The sequence below is a fragment of the Porphyromonas bennonis DSM 23058 = JCM 16335 genome (assembly GCF_000375645.1).
GTDB classification, from domain to species: domain Bacteria; phylum Bacteroidota; class Bacteroidia; order Bacteroidales; family Porphyromonadaceae; genus Porphyromonas_A; species Porphyromonas_A bennonis.
The window spans coordinates 42590-61477 of sequence record NZ_AQWR01000003.1; the positions used below are offsets into that span (position 1 = coordinate 42590).

Below are 18888 nucleotides of genomic sequence, written 5' to 3' on the forward strand. Positions count from 1 at the left end.
TCTGTTTCACGTGGAACCCTATGCTGATAGCCAAGAAAGACATACGCAACAGCCTATCCGTGATCCCTGAGTCGCCCGGTGTCTATATCTACCGCGACAAGGAGGACAAGGTGCTCTACGTCGGTAAGGCAAAAAATCTCCGTAAGCGGGTGGGGCAGTACTTCCAGCGCGAGTCGGATCGGCCCAACGCTCGGGCGATGCTGCGTGTTTTTGAGACCGTGGAGTATATCGTGGTCCAGACGGAGACAGATGCGCTCTTGCTTGAGAATAACCTCATCAAGACGCACCAGCCGCCCTACAATATTATGCTCAAGCATGGTAATTTCTACCCTTACATCTACGTCACGAGGGAGCGCTTCCCGCGCTTTGGGACCACGCACAAGCCTCAGCCGGGCGGTAGCACGGAGTACTATGGTCCCTATCCCAATAAGTCGATGGCCTATCAGCTGGTCCAGCTCTTCCGCCGGCTCTATAAGTTTCGTACCTGTACATATAACCTCTCTCCGGAGAATATCGAGCGGGGAAAATTTCGTGTCTGCCTGAAGTACCACATCGGCCGCTGCAAGGGTCCTTGCGAAGGTCTGCAGACGGAGGAGGACTACGACAGGGACGTACGGGCGGCTAAGGAGATCCTGCGAGGGCATATCACGGAGGTGAAGCGGGATATCAAGGAGGTGATGACAAAGGCATCCGAGGAGCTGGACTTTGAGACCGCCCTGCAGATGCAGAATATGCTCTATACGCTGGAGAACTACCAGGGGAAGAGCACCATCATGAGCAACGTTATCGGGGATGCGCTTGTGGCCACCTATGGCTCCTCGCGTCGCTCCTTCTTCGTCAATTATCTCCTGACGCGGGACGGGCGGATCATCTCGGGGCGCACTATGGAGTACCGTCGGGGAATCGAGGAGGACGAGGAGGAGCTCTTTGCCTCTGTCCTGAAGGACCTGCTTGATACGCTGCCGCTGGAGGGCACTCGCGAGCTCATTCTCCCCCTCATGCCGGAGTACCTCGACCTCTCTGCCTATCGCGTCACGATCCCTCAGAGGGGCGACCGTAGGCATATCCTGGACCTGAGCCAGCACAATGTGGATCAGTTCATCAAGGACAAGGATCTGCAGGCGGAGAAGCTCAACCCCGCCCAGCACAATATGCAGATCCTGCGAGACCTGCAGAGCTCCGTCGGGCTGCCTACGCTTCCGTGGCACGTGGAGTGCTTCGATAACTCCAATATCCAGGGTGCCGATCCCGTGGCTGCCTGTGTCGTCTTTAAGGGCGGTGTCCCCTCCAAGAAGGACTACCGGCTCTACCACATCAAGACGGTCGAGGGGCCGGACGACTACGCCTCGATGCACGAGGTGGTGGTGCGGCGCTACAGCCGCCTACGTGACGAGGGGGAGGAGCTCCCCGACCTCATCATCACCGATGGAGGTAAAGGTCAGATGAGCGTGGTGAGGGAAGCGCTTGAAGAAGTGGGTGTGGAGATACCGATCCTCGGTCTCGCCAAGGACGATCGTCACCGGACCAGCGAGGTGCTCTATGGAGATCCGCCTCAGGTGATCGGCATCATGCAGCGCGGGCAGGTCTTTCACCTCTTGGAGCGGATCCAAAATGAGGTGCACCGCTTTGCCATCACATTTCACCGAAATGTCCATGCTAAGAAATCGATCTCCTCTGAGCTCGACGCTATTGCAGGCATCGGTCCTGCCACTCAGAAGAAGCTGATCCGTACCTTCAAGTCTGTGAAGCGGATCCGTGAGTCAGTCTCTCTCGACGAACTGGCAGAGACCATCGGCCCCGCAAAGGCTCGCCTTGTGTGGGACTACTTCCACCCCGACAGCGAGGCCTGACCCGTATTCTCCTAAAGTTGTATCTTTGGCTTATGAGAGCAGTTATTCAGCGTGTGAGCGAGGCATCCGTGACGGTCGATGGGTCTTTGATCTCGTCGATTGGGCCGGGGATGCTGGTTTTGCAAGGCGTGGAGGTTGGCGACACCGCCGAGGATATGGACTACTTGGTTCGTAAGATCACCGCCCTCCGCATCTTTGATGACGAGGAGGGGGTGATGAATAAGGACATCAAGTCCATCGGCGGGGAGATCCTTCTGGTGAGCCAATTCACCCTCCTGGCATCGACGAAGAAAGGCAATAGACCCTCCTACATCTATGCCGCCAAGGGACCCGAGGCAGAGCCATTCTACAACCTTATGGCGCAAGCTCTCTCCAAAGAGATCGGCAAAGAGGTGAAGAAAGGGCGCTTTGGGGCTGATATGAAGGTCCGGCTACTCAATGACGGACCTGTGACCATTTGTATAGACTCGCGAAACCGATGACCGACACGCCCAGCCCTACACTTAAAGATGTCCAGTCCGTTGTCGACCGGTGGATCCACGACTACGGGGTCCGGTACTTTTCGCCGCTTACCAATATGGCGCAGCTCACGGAGGAGGTGGGTGAGGTGGCTCGCATTATCGCTCGAACCTATGGGGATCAGAGCGCGAAGGCCACGGATAACCTCTCCAAAGAGCATCTGGCAGACGAACTCGCTGATGTACTCTGGGTCCTCGCCTGCATTGCTAATCAGACCGGTTGCGACCTGACGGAGGCCTTTGAGAGAAACATTGTGAAGAAGACAGACCGCGACAAATTCAGACATTTATCCAATCCCAAATTATACAACCATGAGTCATAATCACCACGATAACGACTTCTTCCCCTCACATGATAAGTACAGTGAGGCCTTCGGAAAGTTTACTTTCGACCTCACTATAGACGAGGTCTCTGCGAAGGTACAGGAGTGTGTCGACAAGCACTATAAGGAGCTTGATACGAGAGATAATATCAATCTGATCCACAGCATGATCGACCTCACCTCGCTTACCTCTGAGGACAATGAGGACAAGATCTATAAGCTGACTCAGCAGGTCAATAAGCTGGATGACGACCACCCCGACATTACCCCTGTAGCGAGTATCTGCGTCTATCCCAACTTTGCACAGGTGATCAAGGATAACCTCACCGTCGAGCAGTGTCATATCACCTGCGTGGCAGGTGGCTTTCCCTCGTCGCAGACCTTCCCCGAGATCAAGGTGGCTGAGATCGCCCTGGCAATCCACGATGGGGCAGAGGAGATCGACATTGTACTTCCAGTCGGTGCCTTCCTTGCCGGTGACTACGAGACCGTCTGTGACCAGCTGCAGGAGCAGCGACAGGCCGCCAAGGATGTGATCCTGAAGGTGATCCTCGAGACCGGTGCTCTGCAGACGCCCGAGCATATCGTTAAGGCATCCATTCTTGCCCTCTTCTGCGACGCAGACTTCATCAAGACCTCTACAGGTAAGGGTTACCCCGGTGCCACGCCCGAGGCGATCTACATCATGGCCTCTATCGTCAAGCAGTACTACGATCAGTTTGGTCTCAAGAGAGGGATCAAGGCCGCCGGTGGTGTCCGTACGACCGAGGAGGCGCTCAAGTATCTCTGTATCCTTAAGGAGGTGCTGGGCGACGAGTGGCTCACCCCAGAGCTCTTCCGCTTCGGTGCCACCTCCCTGGAGGCAGACACGCTAAAGCATCTGCTCTGATCTTTTTAGTCCATCCTAATCGACCCGCAAGCTCTACAATATGGTAGAGCTTGCGGGCCTTTTTTTCCCTCTCCCGATCCTCGTCTGGCTCCACTGACCCGTCCGACTTGATAGGGCATAATGGGGGCACGACTATTAGATCCCTTCATGAGCTACTTTGGATTGCAAAGATACGGGCTTGACCTCCACCTATTGTCTCTTTGTGTCTCGGACAGCCTCCTATGTGCCATTCTTATCACATCTTGTCAGTAACCTAAGCCTACGACCCACTTCGGCAATGCAAAAGCACCAGTTCCACAGTACACAGGACGGAGGACTCTTTTGGAATGTTGAAGAAGCCTCTTAACTCATTGTGGTTAGTAGGTAAGGTATCACTTCTTATGAGTGGACGCTACGCTATAATGATCGAGTAGTTCATCCTTATTTAGGCGCTGTTTAGCGATGATGGGACGGGACTTTCTGCTATCTTTGTGACTATGAAAGTGCTCACTAAAACCGCTTTTCAGTCATCCATAGAGATCGATCTCCCTCTATCAAAGAGTGAGGGGATACGTGCTCTGATCTCCTGCTATATCGTCCTTCGGAGTAGGGGAGCCACGGTGATGCCCTCTATGGATCTCTTGGGTGCTGATGCTCCTGAAGATCTCCATGCAATCTATGATGATCTCCAGGCGCTGCTCTCCGGTCAGTCAGATATACGACTTACCGGATCCGCAAGTGTGTCCCGCTTTCTCCTATCACTGGCTGCAGCCGAACCCCAGCAGACTGTCTTTTATCTTACGGATCCTCAGCTCCGACGTCGACCTATGGGGCAACTGGTAGACTTCTTACGTCGTTGTGGTGTCTCTATAGAAATGACCGATGATCGATGGGTTGTTGATGCCCGTACCTCCACGGTTCCACGTGAAACTGATCTCGACACAAGGACATGGGAATCAAGCCAATTTGTTTCAGCGATAATCTATTTTGCTGTTATCCAAAACTACCCTATCACTATCCATAGGCAGCATTCTGACCCTAGTTCAGAGTACATATCTTTGACCATCGACTCTCTTCGTCGGATCGGTGTAGATCTCACTTGGGAAGCGGATTGGATTATCTTCGAGCCTCGTACGAGATCAGGTTTAGAGCCTATCGAATCTTGTGATTTTTCTCTCCCAGCCGACTATACCTCTGCATCGTATTGGCTCGAGTTGCAGACGCTCCATCCTGAGATCCAAATCCTGACTTTGAATGGACTGAATCCTGATTCATCTCATCCGGATGCTCGATTATTCTGCTTTTTTAGCCCATTCTTGGTGATTGATGAGTTCATGAGAGTTTCGCGTCGTCGTGAGTCATTTCCAGAACAGTCGCTTTTCTTTGACTTGTCGCAGAATCCGGATCTCTTCCCCACTCTCTTTGCCACGGTGATAGGACTTGGGGTGGAGACCACATTTACCGGTTTATCCTCGCTTGCCTACAAGGAGTCGGATCGCCTGGGTGCTTCGCTCTCTATAGCGCAAGATCTCGGCTGGTCAGCTGATGCATTTATCAATGTCACGCCAAACGGCTTTACCTACACGGGGGTTCCACGTGAAACAGAGCCGGAGCATGTGATGCTCAACCATAGAGGTGACCACCGATTAGCCATGGCCTTCGGGGTGCTTGCCACCACTCTTGAAGAGACGCACGTGGAGATCCCGGACGATAAGGCGGTTACGTCACGGAGTTATCCCCACTTTTTTACCGACCTTTGCAGGCAAGCCAGATGAACTTATGATGAAGAATCAACGTCGATCTCCTTGGCTCCACCTCTCTCTCCTGATAGGCGGAACGATAGCCATGATATATGGGTGTGCCAATAGAGTCGCACCCGACGGAGGCCCTTATGACGACCAGCCGCCCAAGCTTGTCCGCAGTCATCCGGCGGAGAAGGAGCTCAATGTCTCGTCACGTAAGGTGACGCTGTGGTTTGACGAGTTCGTCACCGTCAAAGATCCGCTCAAGAAGATCATCGTCTCCCCGCCCCAGCTCCAGCAGCCGGAGATCATCTCCTACGGCAAGCGGGTAGTGGTTAGTCTAAAGGACACACTGATCCCCAATACCACCTACACGATCGACTTCACCGATGCGATCGTCGACAATAATGAGGGCAATCCGATGGAGAACTTCTCCTTTGCCTTCAGCACCGGAGAGCGCATCGACACCATGGAGATCGCCGGGACAGTGATTAATGCTCGGACCCACGAGCCGATGCAGGGACTCCTCGTCGGACTTCACCCGGACACCGCTGCGCGGAGTGCCTTCCACGACACCACGTTCCTCCGCACCAGTCGTACGTCAGATAAGGCGAAGTTTGTGATCCGTAACGTCCGCGAAGGACGCTACCACGTCTATGCCCTAAAGGAGAGTGACGGCAACTACCGCAACGATATGGTAGGTACGGAGGGCGTCGCCTGGCTCGACAGCGCCGTCCTCACTACCTGCAAGCCCGACATCCGCCCCGACACCCTCTGGGTCGACTCGCTCACCATCGACACCATCAAGCAGGTCCCCTTCACCCACTACTACCCCGACGACCTGGTCCTGCTCTACTACGAGCCGAGGGATACCAAGCGGTTCATCAAGAAGCGTGAGCGCCCTGCCCCCTATCAGCTACGTCTCACCTTCAACGCCCTCCCCGACAGTGCCATCAAGCTCGCCCGGGTTGACTCCCTCGCGCTACCGACCGACACGATGAAGCCCCCTTACGTCATGGATAAGAGTAAGGAGGGCATCGTCGACTTCTTCTTCACCGACACCACCTGGAGCGCCCACAGCACCTTTGCGCTCACCTACCTCTCCGTAGACAGCCTCGGTCTCCCCGCCTACAAGAGCGACACCCTCCGCATTCCCTACAAGACCCCCAAGCTGGATAAGAAGAAGGAGAAGAGAGCAGAGAGTGACTCCACCACGACCGCACCGGCAGTCGAGAGTCCCCTCTCCATCAAGATCGAGCATAAGGGCAAGGGCGGCATCTCCGACTCGATCCTCTTCACCTCGACCCTCCCGATCGACACCTCGATGCTCCGCGCTTTTGCCCTGTACGACGCCAAAGACTCGATCCTCCAGCCGATGCGTATCGACACCATCACTTTCTTTGATGGGAGCGTCACCTCCGGACTTATCCGTGCCAGCCTCAGCTATGGCGGTCAGTATGAGCTCCATGTCGACAGCGCCGAGATCGCCGACATCTATGGTCACCGGCTCGACAAGACAGTGGTCGATGCGTTTAAGATCAAGGAGAAAAGCGAATTCTCCTCCCTCCGCGTCACCATCCACGACCTGCCCGACTCCATCATTGGCGAACTCCTCACCCCCGACGACAAACTCGTCTGGACCTCCTACAGCAAGGCAGGCGAACTCTTCTTCCCCGATCTCGACCCGGGCAAGTATGGCCTCCGGATCATCTACGACCGGAATGGCAACCACCGCTGGGATCCGGGCGACTACGATGCTGCCATACAGCCGGAGGCGGTCTACTACGCCCCCAAGGTCTTTGAGCTGATGAAGAACTGGGAGGTGAAGGAGAACTTCTACCCCCTTCTCACGCCCCTCCTGTCGCAGAAGCCCCGGACAATGATCCGGACAAAGTTCAATGAGGAGAAACGCAAGGACCGCAACAAGGAGCGCGAGGAGGAGCTCCGGCGCCGTCGTGAGGGAGGCGGAGACCAGCCCGGCGGCAACCCCTTCGGTGGTCAGATGCCCGGAGGTGCCCTCGGTGGCATGAGGCAGGACGACCGCCGCTACTGATCCCTCTATAGTGTGACGCAAGGGTACTATCCACATTAGGGTCAAGGTCTCCTTATGCCCCAAGAGACCGATAGCCAGGCTCTTAGAGAGTCATAAGCACGCACAGGAGAGAGAGATTTAACATTTCAAGGGCTTTATATTAACCCCTGTTATGTTAATGGAGTGGGGAAAATCGCTACCTTTGGTGCGATATGAAGAAGTCTACACTCTGGCTCATCGTGGTGGTGATGGTGGTCGCCTTTGTTGGCCTGCTCTTTATGCAGGTCAAGTACATTGATGCGACCTACCAGTCCAGGAGATACCAGTTTGACAACTCAGTCAGGCAGGCACTCTTCGAGACCAATCATGACTTGGAGCGAGACGAGATGATCGACATCATCCGTGTGGACCTCGGGCTGCCGGGCTATGTGGTCCGCGACTTCCTGATCCGCCCTACGGAGGGGAGCAACTCCCCATTTGACCTCGGCACGGCGGGACAGGGGCTGCCTGACTACAAGCTGGAGCAGCTGCCACAGCCGCCCAAGAAGTCGTTCGACTTTGTCTCCCCCGGGGATCGCTTTCGTGAGGCGGAGCGGATGCTGAGGAGCCACTTCGCGGAGCCGGACAGCGTGACACAGCGGATCCTGCTGCAGGTGGCGCTCGAGGGACTTCGTAAGGCACAGTACCGTCCGATCTACGACCGTATCGACGGACAGCATCTGGAGGAGTACCTCCTGGCATCGCTCGACAAGTATGGCATCACGATCCCCTTCCGCTACGAGGTGGTAGACAGCCGCGGTACGATCTCCTTCTCCAATGGTCGCCTCCCCGCCGATCAGCCGGATAAGATATACACCCAGGCGCTTCTGACCAATGACCCACCCTCACGGCTCCACTACCTGAGGGTCTACTTCCCCGGACAGGCACGCTTTATCTCCTCCACCATCGGCTTCCTGATCCCCTCAGTGATCTTCACCCTCCTGGTGCTCTCCACATTCATCTACACGATCATCACACTCTTCCGGCAGAAGAAGATCGATGAGATGCGGATCGACTTTGTCAATAACATGACCCACGAGCTGAAGACCCCCGTCAGTACCATCCGCCTCGGCGTGGAGATGCTCTCGGATCCCGACATCGGGTCTCAGTCCGATCGACGCGCGCGGATCCTCGAGTCGATCAATGCTGAGGCGTACAGGCTGACGCTGCTGATCGAGCAGGTGCTGCAGATGTCCTTCTTCGACAGCCACGACTCCCGTCTCAGGCTCCGCATGACTGAGCTGGACATGGAGGAGATCATCATCGACGCCACATCGACCTACTCGCTCAAGGTCGAGGAGGCAGGCGGCAGCCTGGACCTCGACCTGGAGGCGACCCATACGGAGGTGATGGGAGACAAGCTTCAGCTGACGAATATTGTCTTCAATCTCCTCGACAATGCGATGAAGTATCGCAAGCCTGATGTGCCGCCGCACATCACGGTCCACACATCAAGTAATGACCGCAACCTGATCATCCGCGTGGAGGACAACGGCTGCGGCATCAAGCGCGAGTATCTCAAGAAGATATTCGACCGATTCTTCCGTGTCCCCTCCGGCAACCGGCATGACGTCAAGGGCTTTGGCCTCGGCCTCCCCTACGTCGCCCTGACGGTGCAGTCGCACGGCGGACACATCCATGCAGAGAGCGAGGTGGGAGTGGGGACCACATTCATCATCTCCCTCCCGCTCCTGACTAATAAGAGTAATAATACACGAACGAATAAGTAAGAAAAGATCATGGAAAACTCAGTAAAAGTATTCCTCTGTGAGGACGACGAGAGCTTAGGCCCACTGCTGGCAGACTACCTGACAGAGAAGGGCTACGAGACCGACCTATTCAAGGACGGCGAGGCGGGCCTGAAGGGCTTCGAGGAGCATCCTCGCTTCTGGGACATCTGTGTCCTCGACGTGATGATGCCCAAGAAGGACGGCTTCGAGCTGGCGAAGGACATTCGCTCGCTCAATCCTGAGACCCCGATCATCTTCCTCACCGCCAAGACGCTGAGTGAGGATGTGCAGGAGGGCTTTAGCCTCGGCGCAGATGACTATCTGAAGAAGCCATTCAACACCTCAGAGCTGACGATGCGCATCGATGCGGTGCTCCGTCGCGTGCAGGGAAAGAAGCCGGATGACGTCGCCTTCTACCGCATCGGAGACTATGTCTTCGACACCCAGCACCAGTCCCTCCAGTACAAGGATGAGGAGCCGGTGAGCCTAACCACCAAGGAGACGGAGCTGCTGGCGCTCTTCTGCGCCAACGCCAATACCACCGTGGACCGCTCCTTTGCCCTCAAGACCATCTGGGGCGAGGACACCTACTTCAACGCCCGCTCCATGGACGTCTACATCACGAAGCTGCGCAAGCACCTCGCCCAGGATCCCGGCATCGAGATCCAGAATAAGCACGGCAAGGGCCACCGACTCATCACCCCGGGGGCCAACTCCGAGCCGGACGAGTCTAATACGAAGGTGATCTGATCCCTACCTATGGCTAAGACATCCACATCCAAGAAGGGGCAGGGAAAGACCCCCTTCCGCAAGAGCGTCAATATCCGCAATAAGCGGGCGACGTACGACTACGAAGTGCTGGAGAGACTTACCGCGGGCATCGTCCTCACCGGTAATGAGATCAAGTCGATCCGCATGGGTCGCGCCTCTCTCGGTCAGAGCTTCTGCTATGTCGATCGCGGAGAGGTGTGGGTCAAGAATATGTACATCGGCACCTATGCCTTTGGCTCCTGGACCCAGGAGGGCTCACGACGAGACCGGAAGCTGCTGCTCAATAAGCGGGAGATCCGCCACCTCACCGAGGCGCAGCACGATCCGGGCTTTACGATCGTGCCGCTCCGGCTCTTCATCAACGGCAAGGGGCTGGCGAAGCTGGAGATCGCCATCGCTAAGGGTAAGAAGGAGTACGATAAGCGAAATGCGATCCGCGACCGCGAGATGAAGCGGGAGCTGGATCGGGCGCGTCGCACCCCCTACTGATCCCCGGCGGCAGCTCCATCGGGGCACCTACATCCCCTCCGTCGGACTCGTATGGCCCCGACAGGAAACAGGGACGCATGCCCTGACTGTCAGCGGTAGGAGATCCGTTGTTTCTAATACCGGTAATAGTTCCGACTATTACCGGTATTAGTTTTGCCTATTACCGACTATAGATTTCACTCCGATTGTCTCCGTATGACTACATCCTGCCGACCCCGCCAGGGTGTCGCACTCACCGGTCCGGGGGTGACGCATTTGAGAGACACCGTAGCCATTCATCTAATTGTGAAGAGTGGGGAACGAAGCACCCCTTGTGGGTGCCCGTTTTTTAGCAACGGGTCGAGGGGCGCAGCCCCGACGACCCGTGGATCAGGCATCGCAGGCGATCGCGACCCCGCCAGGGCGTCGCACTGATTGCTTGACTCTCTGACAAGTGCGACACCCTGGCGGGGTCGTATATATTTCTCGGGATCCTCTTTCCCGGGGTCTTCGGCACTTCGTGCCTCGACACCCGGTCTAAAAAGCGATGATCCCTCCGGGGCTTCGCCCCTGCGGGATCGGTCCGGCGTATCATTAACCACGGCTCTCACATGCGTCAGCCCTACGCCCCCAAACTAATACCGGGTTTTAGACTTCACCGAAGTCTATCCGGCTCGATACGATACTCCTCGCCGCCTGGGATGCCCGCTCCCTTACTCTCAGTGCAAATCGCAAGGGGTCGAGGTCAAAACGTTGATCTGCCCTGCTCACTGGTCCGGCAATCAGTGCTGTCCAGTAACCGCATTTCAGCAGGGCACTTCTCCAAAACCACTTTTGGAAAAGCTATTTTTCCCCTAAAAACCACTTTTGGAAAAGCTATTTCGTATCTTTGTCGTATCACTAATCAGCCTTTTACCTATGGATCAGCAGACAATCATACCCTTAGTGGACGCCTATCACCGAAGACTTGCCGTTGTGGACACGAGATTTGTCCGCTTCTTGCACGACAAAGTCAATTGGTCGTCCCGTCTTATTGGTATCAGAGGTTCGCGTGGTACGGGTAAGACTACGCTTCTGCTCCAGCATATTAAGCGGACCTTTGAGAGAGTAGATGATGCACTGTGGGTCTCACTGGACAACCTGTGGTTTAAGACCCATTCGCTCCCTGACTTAGTGGAGTTTCTATATAGTCGTGGTCTCAGATACCTCTTTGTGGATGAGGTGCATAAGTATCCAGACTGGACGATCGTCCTGAAGAATCTCTACGACAGCTACCCCGATCTTAACATCGTCTATACCGGCTCCTCCATGCTGGAGATAGACCACTCTAAGTCGGACCTGTCGCGGCGTCAGTCGCTCTACACTCTGCCGGTGATGTCCTTTAGGGAGTTCCTCTCCATCAGCAGTGCACTTGAGGTGTCGCCGGTATCGCTCGAGGACTTGCTTGGCGACCATGTCTCTCTGGCGATGGAGCTAACTCCTCAGGTGACGATACTACAGCTCTTCGATGAGTACCTGAGGCAGGGATGTTACCCATTCTATATAGAGGCAGGTGAGGAGTACCTCCTGAGACTTGCTGCTATAGCGACACTGGTTATCGAGAGTGATATGCCGGCTGTGGAGAGCGTCTCTTACTCAACGATCGAGAAGACTAAAAAGCTGCTGGCCATCATCTCTCAGAGCGTCCCTATGGTTCCGAATGTCAGTAGACTCGCCTCCGCCCTGGAGTCTACGCGGGACAGCTGCCTCAGGATGCTCCATGCGCTAGAGCGTGCTCAGATCATCTCTACACTGACCAAGACCCCTAAGAGCTATAAGCGTCTCTCCTCTCCGGATAAGGTATTCCTCGGAAATACCAACCTTATGGCGGCCCTCGGGAACAAAGTGGATCTCGGGAACAGGCGAGAAACGTTCTTCAATAACCAACTCCAGGTCATAGGGGATGTGACTATGCCGGCTAAGGGGGACTTCTTCGTCAATGGGAAGTATCTCTTTGAGGTAGGTGGAGCCGGCAAGACGTTTGACCAGATTAAGGACGAGCCCGCTAGCTTCCTCGCAGTAGACGATGTGGAGATCGGATCCGGTAGCCGGATCCCGCTCTGGATGTTTGGGCTGCTCTACTAATCCAGGTGTTTTCGGGCAAAAAAAAAGGTCCTACACCGAGTATCCGGCGTAGGACCTTTTGATATATTTTTCAGTCGTCAGGGAAGAGGGAGGGGCGGCAGGGAGCGAAGGAGCGGCGATGGTGAGGTGTGAGGCCGTACAGGCGGATCGCCTCGAGGTGAGCCGCCGTGCCGTAGCCGGCATTTCGCTCCCAGTGGTAGGCGGGATAGCTCTCTCCAAGCCTTGCCATCAGACTGTCACGGTAGACCTTTGCTACGATGGAGGCGGCGGCGATGGAGGCGACCCTGCCGTCACCCCCCACGATGGTCTCGTAGGGGATCTCCTTAGTGGTGCGAAATCGATTGCCATCGATGAGGAGGTACTCAGGAGCGGGCCTTAGCCCGTCGATGGCGCGCTGCATGGCGAGGAAGGTGGCACCGAGGATATTCATCTGGTCGATCTCCTCGGGCGATGCGCTTCCGACAGAGACGGCAACTGCCTGCTCACGGATCATGAGATCGTAGGCCTCCCGCTTGTGTGGTGTCAGCTGCTTCGAGTCGGTCAGCCCCGGTAGGTCGAGGGTAGGGGGCAGGATCACTGCAGCAGCGACCACAGGGCCGGCGAGACAGCCGCGGCCTACCTCATCCACGCCCGCCTCCAGCCGATCCGCCCGGAGTCGGGCGGGGAGATGGATCACTTCCCTACTCACGATCCGGCAGCGGCTCTCCAGAGTCGGGATCGCAGAGATCGGGACGACGACGCATGAAGTCCCTCGTGTGGCGATAGGGGTGCGACGGCTCCATGTGGACCACCACGTGCGTCCGGGCGCCGAAGTGGTCCAGCAGCTCTTGCTCTGTCTCGCTCGCTATGTCGTGTGCCTCGTAGAGAGTGAGGAGGCCATTGGCACGTATATCCAGTTCGATCGAGAGTGTCTCCGAGCCGATCATTCGTGCCATGATGTGGTGAGGGGAGGAGGCTCCGGGTACCGTCTCCACGACGCTGCGGATCTCCTCGACGGTCTCCGGGTCGACCGTGCTGTCGGTCAGCTTGAGGATGGCGGGACGGTAGACCCCTATGCCGGATCGGATGATCAGACCTCCGACGATGATCGCCGCCAGTGGCTCGAAGAGTGTCCCCTCGCCCGGGATCAGTCGTGCCCCGAGCACGCCTATGACGACGGCAGAGGCGGAGAAGACGTCGGAGATGTGGTCCATCGCCTGTGCGTGGAGGGCGTCAGAGCGGGTCTCTCTCGCCTTCTGCTCTGTATAGAAGTAGGTGAGGAGCTTCAGCACCACCGTCGTGATGGCGACCCAGAGTGCGATAATCTCCGGGGACTTGGGCAGTACACCCTCACTGAAGTAGTCGTAGAAGGTTCTGCAGGAGCCAAAGACGATCAGCACGCCGGTCACCAGCATCGACAGGGCGATCAGGAGCGAGCCGACGATCTCGTACTTCCCATGGCCGTAGATGTGCTCGTCGTCCTCCTTGGGCTTAGCGGAGATGTGGAGGAAGATGTAGGTGATGATATTGGCGCAGATGTCGAGGAGCGAATTGATCGCATCGGCGATCAGGGCGGCGGAGTGACCGGTGATACCGGCGAAGAGCTTGACCGGAGGAAGGAGAAAATTGACCATGGAGGAGAAGGCATAGGCGCGCTTCTTCGCTCGATCGTTCGCCTTGATCTCCTGTTCTGTCAGTGCTCGTTCGTGTGCAGGTGGGGCGGTTACTTCTCTCTCTTTACGCATACGATCTGGTTTTCATAGGAGAGCTTCACGAGGGAGTACTTATTGGTCCCCACCTGCGGTTCGATTTCCTTGTAGTAGACGGGGATCTTGGCGAGGTCTTGCTCCAGCGTCTCGAGTCCGTGGAGCTCAAAGACGACCCTCCCCACTCTCGGGTAGAGGTGTATCTTGCTCTCGGAGAGGATCTCTATGTATCCGAAGAAGTGGCTCCACTCACTGTGCTCATACAGGTACTGAGCGAGCGGGTAGAGTACGTAGTGGATCGTCCCGTCGGTCATCGCCCCCTCGGCGAGCGGGACGTAGGCAGTCGAGCCTCGTCTCTGAGGGACGGATATGCCCTCATCGTCGAGGTACCAGGTGGCACCGTTTCGGCTGTATCGGATGATCGGCGTCCTCTCGTGGACGATCACGTGGAGGCGCATCGTGGAGGGAGATATGTAGGCGGTGGCGCTACGGATGTAGGTGGAGGCATCGACGAGATCTCTCTCAATCTTCTCCGGGTCTACGCCGCGGGAGATGCTGTCCTTGAGGTCGATCGGGAGTGCCGCCGCCACCTCTCGCTCCTGGAGGAAGCGTCCCTTGCCGGTGTCCTCTATGCGGATCGCCGTACGAGAGGGGTAGATGGCGTACGAGACGTGCCGGCGAGCGAGGACAAAGGAGCAGCCGAGCAATATCACCAGCAGCCCCATCACCGTCCAGCCGAGGATCCGGCGAAGTCTCTTTCTCTCCTTGCGACGTACCATAGCGGACTCCTTTTCTTACCCTTTCTCTCTCAGATGGGCGATCACCTTGGGGATCTCAAACTCGATATCCCCTGCCCCCATCATCACCAGTACGTCAAAGGAGTGCTGCTCCAGCTCCGATGGCAGTGACTCCAGCGGGACGACGCACTTATGAGGCGAGGTGACACGCTCCAGGAGCGCCTCTGAGGTGATGCCGGAGATGGGCTCCTCGCGTGCCGGGTAGATCGGTGCCAGGATCACATCATCCACCGTGGAGAGCGCTTTGCCAAAGTCCTCCATGAAGTCCCTCGTCCTGCTGTAGAGGTGGGGCTGGAAGACGAGCGTGATCCGCTTCTCCGGGTAGAGCTCTCGGATCGACAGGAGTGAGCGACGCACCTCTCCCGGGTGATGGGCATACTCATCGATCACCACCGGTCCGTCGATGCCTATGCGCGTTCGCTCAAATCGTCTGTGAGTCCCTCGGTAGTCTGCCAGTGCGGGGCGGATCTCCTCTTCGGTCAGTCCCACGAGGAGTGCCATGGCAATAGCAGCAGTGGCATTGAGGACATTGATCCGTATCGGCGTGCCAAGCTCCAGGTGGCGCAGCACGCCGTTGGGCGTATGGAGGTCAAAGAAGAGCCGATCCTCCTCGTAGGTGATCCGATCGTATCGGTAGTCGCACTGCTCCGATGCGCCGTAGCGGTAGAGTCGGCAGCCCTCGGGGAGGTCGTCCCGGGATACCTGTGCCGCCTCCTCGGCGATCACGAACCCTCCCGGGCGAAGTAGCCCTACGAAGGTGCCAAATGCAGCGACATACTCGGCCGCTGTGCCGTAGATATCGAGGTGATCTGCCTCTGTCGCCGTGATGATCTCTGCGTAGGGCGTGAGACGGTGGAAGGAACGGTCAAACTCGTCCGCCTCTACTACCACATAGTCGCTGCTCTCATCTAGGAGGAGGTTATTGGAGTCGTAATTGAGCATCAGTCCTCCGACGAAGGCATTGACCCCCAGGTGGGACTGTCTCATCAGGTGAGCCAGCAGCGAGGAGGTGGTTGTCTTGCCGTGCGAGCCGGCGACGCAGAGTGCCTTGTGTCTCCGGGTCACCTGCCCCAGCAGCTCTGCCCGCTTGATCTGCGGTACTCCATGCTCCCTGTAGTAGGCTCTCAGTCTATTGTCCTCATGGATAGCCGGGGTGTAGATCACGGTCAGCTCCTTCGCATCGGCGTGGAAGGGCTTAGGCAGCAGTGCAGGGTTGTCGTCGTAGAGGATCTGAGCCCCCAGCGCCTCCAGCCGATCCGAGACAGGCTTCCGCACATGGTCATAGCCTCCGACGGTGTAGCCGTAGTAGAGGAAGTACTCGGCGAGGGCGCTCATGCCGATCCCGCCTATGCCGATGAAGAAGATCGCTCTCCTCTCTGTAGGGTTACGGTCTGGCATAGCGCTGGATCTCATCGACAATACGTTGTGTGGCATCGGGTAGTCCCAGCTCCTTGGCCGCCGCTGCCATCCGCTCGCACTGCTCCGGATGGCTCAGCAGATCGAGTGCCGTCGGTACGAGGTCGGTCTGAGCCTTGGCGTCCGGTACGAGGAGTGCCGCTCCCCGATCGACGAGCGACTGAGCATTGTGTGTCTGGTGATCCTCAGCAACGTTGGGGGAGGGAATGAGGATCATCGGGAGACCGAGAGCGGTCAGCTCGGAGATCGTACCGGCTCCGGCACGTGAGATCACCAGGTCGGCGATAGAGTAGGCGTGATCCATCTCGCTGATGAAGGGCATCAGGTGGACGGAGTCGAAGTCCCGCACCTGACTCTCCAGTGCGGCATAGTGGTTCTGCCCGCACTGCCAGATTACCTGCAGATCCTCCCGATAGGCGAGCTGAGAGAGCGACTCCAGGATACTCTTATTGATGGATCCGGCTCCGAGGCTGCCCCCGAGGATCAGCAATGTCTTCTTGTCCGGGACGAGGTCAAAGGTGGCATACGCCGCCCGACTCTTCCGCTCGATCTCCATCAGGCTGTGGCGTATCGGATTGCCCGTGAGGACGATCTCCGGAGTGTCGGGGAAGAAGCGCCGCATATGGGGATAAGCGGTACAGACACACTTCGCCTTCTTTGCCACCAGCTTATTGGCCTTGCCGGCGTAGGAGTTTTGCTCCTGCACCACCACCGGGATACCGAAGTTGTTAGCGGCGATCAGCGTCGGCGCACTGGCATATCCGCCCACCCCGACGACGACCTGAGGATCGAAGTGATGGACGAAGTCCTGAGCCTGCTTCGTGCTCTTGTAGAGTTGGGTGGTGAAGGGGATGATCGAGAATAGGCGCTTGAGCCCTCCACCGCTGGAGAGTCCGCGTACCGGCAGGAGGTGGATCGGATAGCCCGCTGCTGGGATCCGCTTCGCCTCCGCACGACCCTCAGCGCCGACAAACTGGATGTCGCACTTGGGGAATCGCCTCCGGATCTCATCTGCGATGGAGAGTGCCGGGAAGATATGTCCGCCGGTGCCACCACCGCTGATGATGACCCGGTACAATTCTGTAGTTGCTTTTTCGTTATCCATGAGGCGTCTGTCTATAGATGAGCTGTTCCGCCGGAAGCCTCCCGGTGGAGTTTTTCTTTCTGTAGCTTGGTGAGTTGATCAGTGAGCTGTATCTCCTCCTCCATCTCCGGCACCTCCTCCAGGTCGATGATGCGGGTGGCGCTGCCCGAGACTACGGCATCCTGATAGAGACGGTTCTTATTGATATCGTGAGCGATACTCTGCACGATGGCGAAGTAGATCGCCGTGATGATGTAGGAGGAGCCCCCCTTAGAGATGAATGGGAGTGTCTGTCCTGTGACCGGAAGTAGGTTTGCCGCCACCGCCATATTCATCATCGCCTGTGTCGTCACGAGGATCCCCACGCCCATCAGCACGAGCGTACGGTACATACTGCGGGAGTGCTTGGCCAGCATACCGCAGCGGAAGAAGAAGACGAGGTAAAGGATCAGCAGCCCGGCCGAACCGATGATGCCGTACTCCTCCACCACAACGTTGTAGACATAGTCGGAGAAGGCCTGGGGGAGGAACTGCCGCAGCTCGCTCTGCCCCGGTCCCTTGCCGATCACATTGCTGTTGGCAATCGCTTTCTGAGCCGCCACCACCTGGTAGTCGTTGCCCATGATATCGTCGTAGGTCTCCTCGTTTATCGGCCTGCCGATCTTCTCGAAGAATCCCGTCAGGCGGCTGTATCCGGTGGAGGTTCGCCCGATATCGATCACCGATCCCTTCGGAGCCAGCAGCACCACGAGGATCACAAGAGTGACCGCCGCCAGTCCTCCCAGGGTGAGCCACCGCATACTCTTCCGGTGAGCTCCCCCGACCCACATCATCAGATAGACGATCAGGGCGAGGAAGACGGCGGTCGAGATATTCTCCATAAATATCAGCAGGCAGGTGATGCCGGTGGCGATGATGATGGTCCAGAAGACCCGCAGTGAGGAGTGCTGCTCATCACTCCCGCGGAGCAGGCTGGCAGTGAAGTTGATCAGCGTCAGTCGCGTCAGCTCCGACGGCTGGAAGGTGAGGAAGAAGATCTTGAGCCACCGCTTACCGCCATTGATCTCAATGCCGATGAAGGGCACCAGCATCAGCAGTATGAGGGAGAAGACAAAGGCGATCGTCGAGCAGCGGAGGTAGTACCGACTCGGTACGTGTGACCCGAGGACGATGATCCCAAAGGCGCAGATCACCAGGATCAGGTGCTTGAGTATCTGACCGAAGAAGTTTTGCCCGCTATTCTCTGCACGGAATGCCTCCTGGCTCACGGCAGAGAAGACGACGATGATACTGATCAGCATCAGCGCTATCGTCACGATCCAGATCCCCTTGTCTCCTACAAAGAGATTGGACAGCCGATCCCACCGCGCCCAGTGGATCCCAGCGGCAGTCCCCTGCTCCTCGCCCTCAGGCACAGTGTTTAGTCTCTCGTCCGTCATCC

16 protein-coding genes are annotated in these 18888 nt (G+C 57.0%); 10 read left to right on the forward strand and 6 right to left on the reverse strand.

The features are described from left to right. Positions 1–20 precede the first annotated feature (20 nt). The 10 genes from uvrC to B088_RS01185 all read left to right on the forward strand — a co-directional run bounded on the left by uvrC (position 21) and on the right by B088_RS01185 (position 12465). Entirely contained in the window at positions 21–1850 is a 1830-nt protein-coding gene (uvrC, locus tag B088_RS01140; protein WP_018106569.1) for an excinuclease ABC subunit UvrC, read from the forward strand. A gap of 32 nt (positions 1851–1882) precedes the next feature. Next, a complete protein-coding gene (gene dtd / locus B088_RS01145; RefSeq protein ID WP_025081521.1) occupies positions 1883–2332 on the forward strand; it encodes a D-aminoacyl-tRNA deacylase in 450 nt (149 codons plus the stop codon). Then, on the forward strand, positions 2329–2691 hold the full coding sequence (locus B088_RS01150) for a nucleotide pyrophosphohydrolase (protein WP_018106571.1): 363 nt from the start codon (positions 2329–2331) through the stop codon (positions 2689–2691). Before dtd ends, B088_RS01150 begins: the two co-directional genes overlap by 4 nt. After that, positions 2681–3580 (forward strand): deoxyribose-phosphate aldolase, encoded by a 900-nt coding sequence (gene deoC / locus B088_RS01155; RefSeq protein WP_018106572.1) that lies wholly within the window; start codon positions 2681–2683, stop codon positions 3578–3580. The genes B088_RS01150 and deoC overlap by 11 nt, the downstream gene beginning before the upstream one ends. 611 nt (positions 3581–4191) lie before the next feature. Then, on the forward strand, positions 4192–5334 hold the full coding sequence (locus B088_RS01160) for a hypothetical protein (RefSeq protein WP_245546713.1): 1143 nt from the start codon (positions 4192–4194) through the stop codon (positions 5332–5334). 7 nt (positions 5335–5341) lie between these two features. Further along, positions 5342–7354 carry an Ig-like domain-containing domain gene (locus B088_RS01165; RefSeq protein ID WP_162137990.1) on the forward strand — a complete coding sequence of 671 codons (2013 nt, stop codon included), beginning with the start codon at positions 5342–5344 and terminating at the stop codon, positions 7352–7354. Between the two features lie 191 nt (positions 7355–7545). Next, entirely contained in the window at positions 7546–9102 is a 1557-nt protein-coding gene (locus tag B088_RS01170) for a sensor histidine kinase (protein ID WP_018106575.1), read from the forward strand. 9 nt (positions 9103–9111) lie between these two features. Continuing rightward, positions 9112–9852, forward strand: a complete 741-nt coding sequence (gene rprY, locus B088_RS01175; RefSeq protein ID WP_018106576.1) for a response regulator transcription factor RprY — start codon at positions 9112–9114, stop codon at positions 9850–9852. A 9-nt stretch (positions 9853–9861) separates the two neighbouring features. Continuing rightward, positions 9862–10362, forward strand: a complete 501-nt coding sequence (gene smpB, locus B088_RS01180) for an SsrA-binding protein SmpB (protein WP_018106577.1) — start codon at positions 9862–9864, stop codon at positions 10360–10362. An 897-nt stretch (positions 10363–11259) separates the two neighbouring features. Next, entirely contained in the window at positions 11260–12465 is a 1206-nt protein-coding gene (locus tag B088_RS01185; protein WP_018106578.1) for an ATP-binding protein, read from the forward strand. Positions 12466–12535: 70 nt separating this feature from the next. On the opposite strand, the gene B088_RS01190 is transcribed toward B088_RS01185, so the two are convergent. From B088_RS01190 to B088_RS01215, 6 genes are read right to left on the reverse strand one after another with little or no spacing between them, the layout of a single operon-like run. Then, the gene (locus B088_RS01190; protein ID WP_245546712.1) at positions 12536–13153 is read right to left on the reverse strand and encodes a ribonuclease HII; all 618 of its coding nucleotides are present in this window, start codon (positions 13151–13153) and stop codon (positions 12536–12538) included. Then, positions 13146–14189, reverse strand: a complete 1044-nt coding sequence (locus B088_RS01195; RefSeq protein WP_018106580.1) for a cation diffusion facilitator family transporter — start codon at positions 14187–14189, stop codon at positions 13146–13148. The genes B088_RS01190 and B088_RS01195 overlap by 8 nt, the downstream gene beginning before the upstream one ends. After that, the gene (locus tag B088_RS01200; protein WP_018106581.1) at positions 14168–14929 is read right to left on the reverse strand and encodes a cell division protein FtsQ/DivIB; all 762 of its coding nucleotides are present in this window, start codon (positions 14927–14929) and stop codon (positions 14168–14170) included. Before B088_RS01200 ends, B088_RS01195 begins: the two co-directional genes overlap by 22 nt. A 15-nt stretch (positions 14930–14944) precedes the next feature. After that, the gene (murC, locus tag B088_RS01205; protein WP_018106582.1) at positions 14945–16345 is read right to left on the reverse strand and encodes a UDP-N-acetylmuramate--L-alanine ligase; all 1401 of its coding nucleotides are present in this window, start codon (positions 16343–16345) and stop codon (positions 14945–14947) included. Then, entirely contained in the window at positions 16332–17468 is a 1137-nt protein-coding gene (gene murG, locus B088_RS01210; RefSeq protein ID WP_038973804.1) for an undecaprenyldiphospho-muramoylpentapeptide beta-N-acetylglucosaminyltransferase, read from the reverse strand. The genes murC and murG overlap by 14 nt, the downstream gene beginning before the upstream one ends. Positions 17469–17479: 11 nt before the next feature. After that, positions 17480–18886: an FtsW/RodA/SpoVE family cell cycle protein gene (locus B088_RS01215; protein ID WP_018106584.1), complete on the reverse strand. Its 1407-nt coding sequence runs from the start codon at positions 18884–18886 to the stop codon at positions 17480–17482. Between the last annotated feature and the right edge of the window lie 2 nt (positions 18887–18888).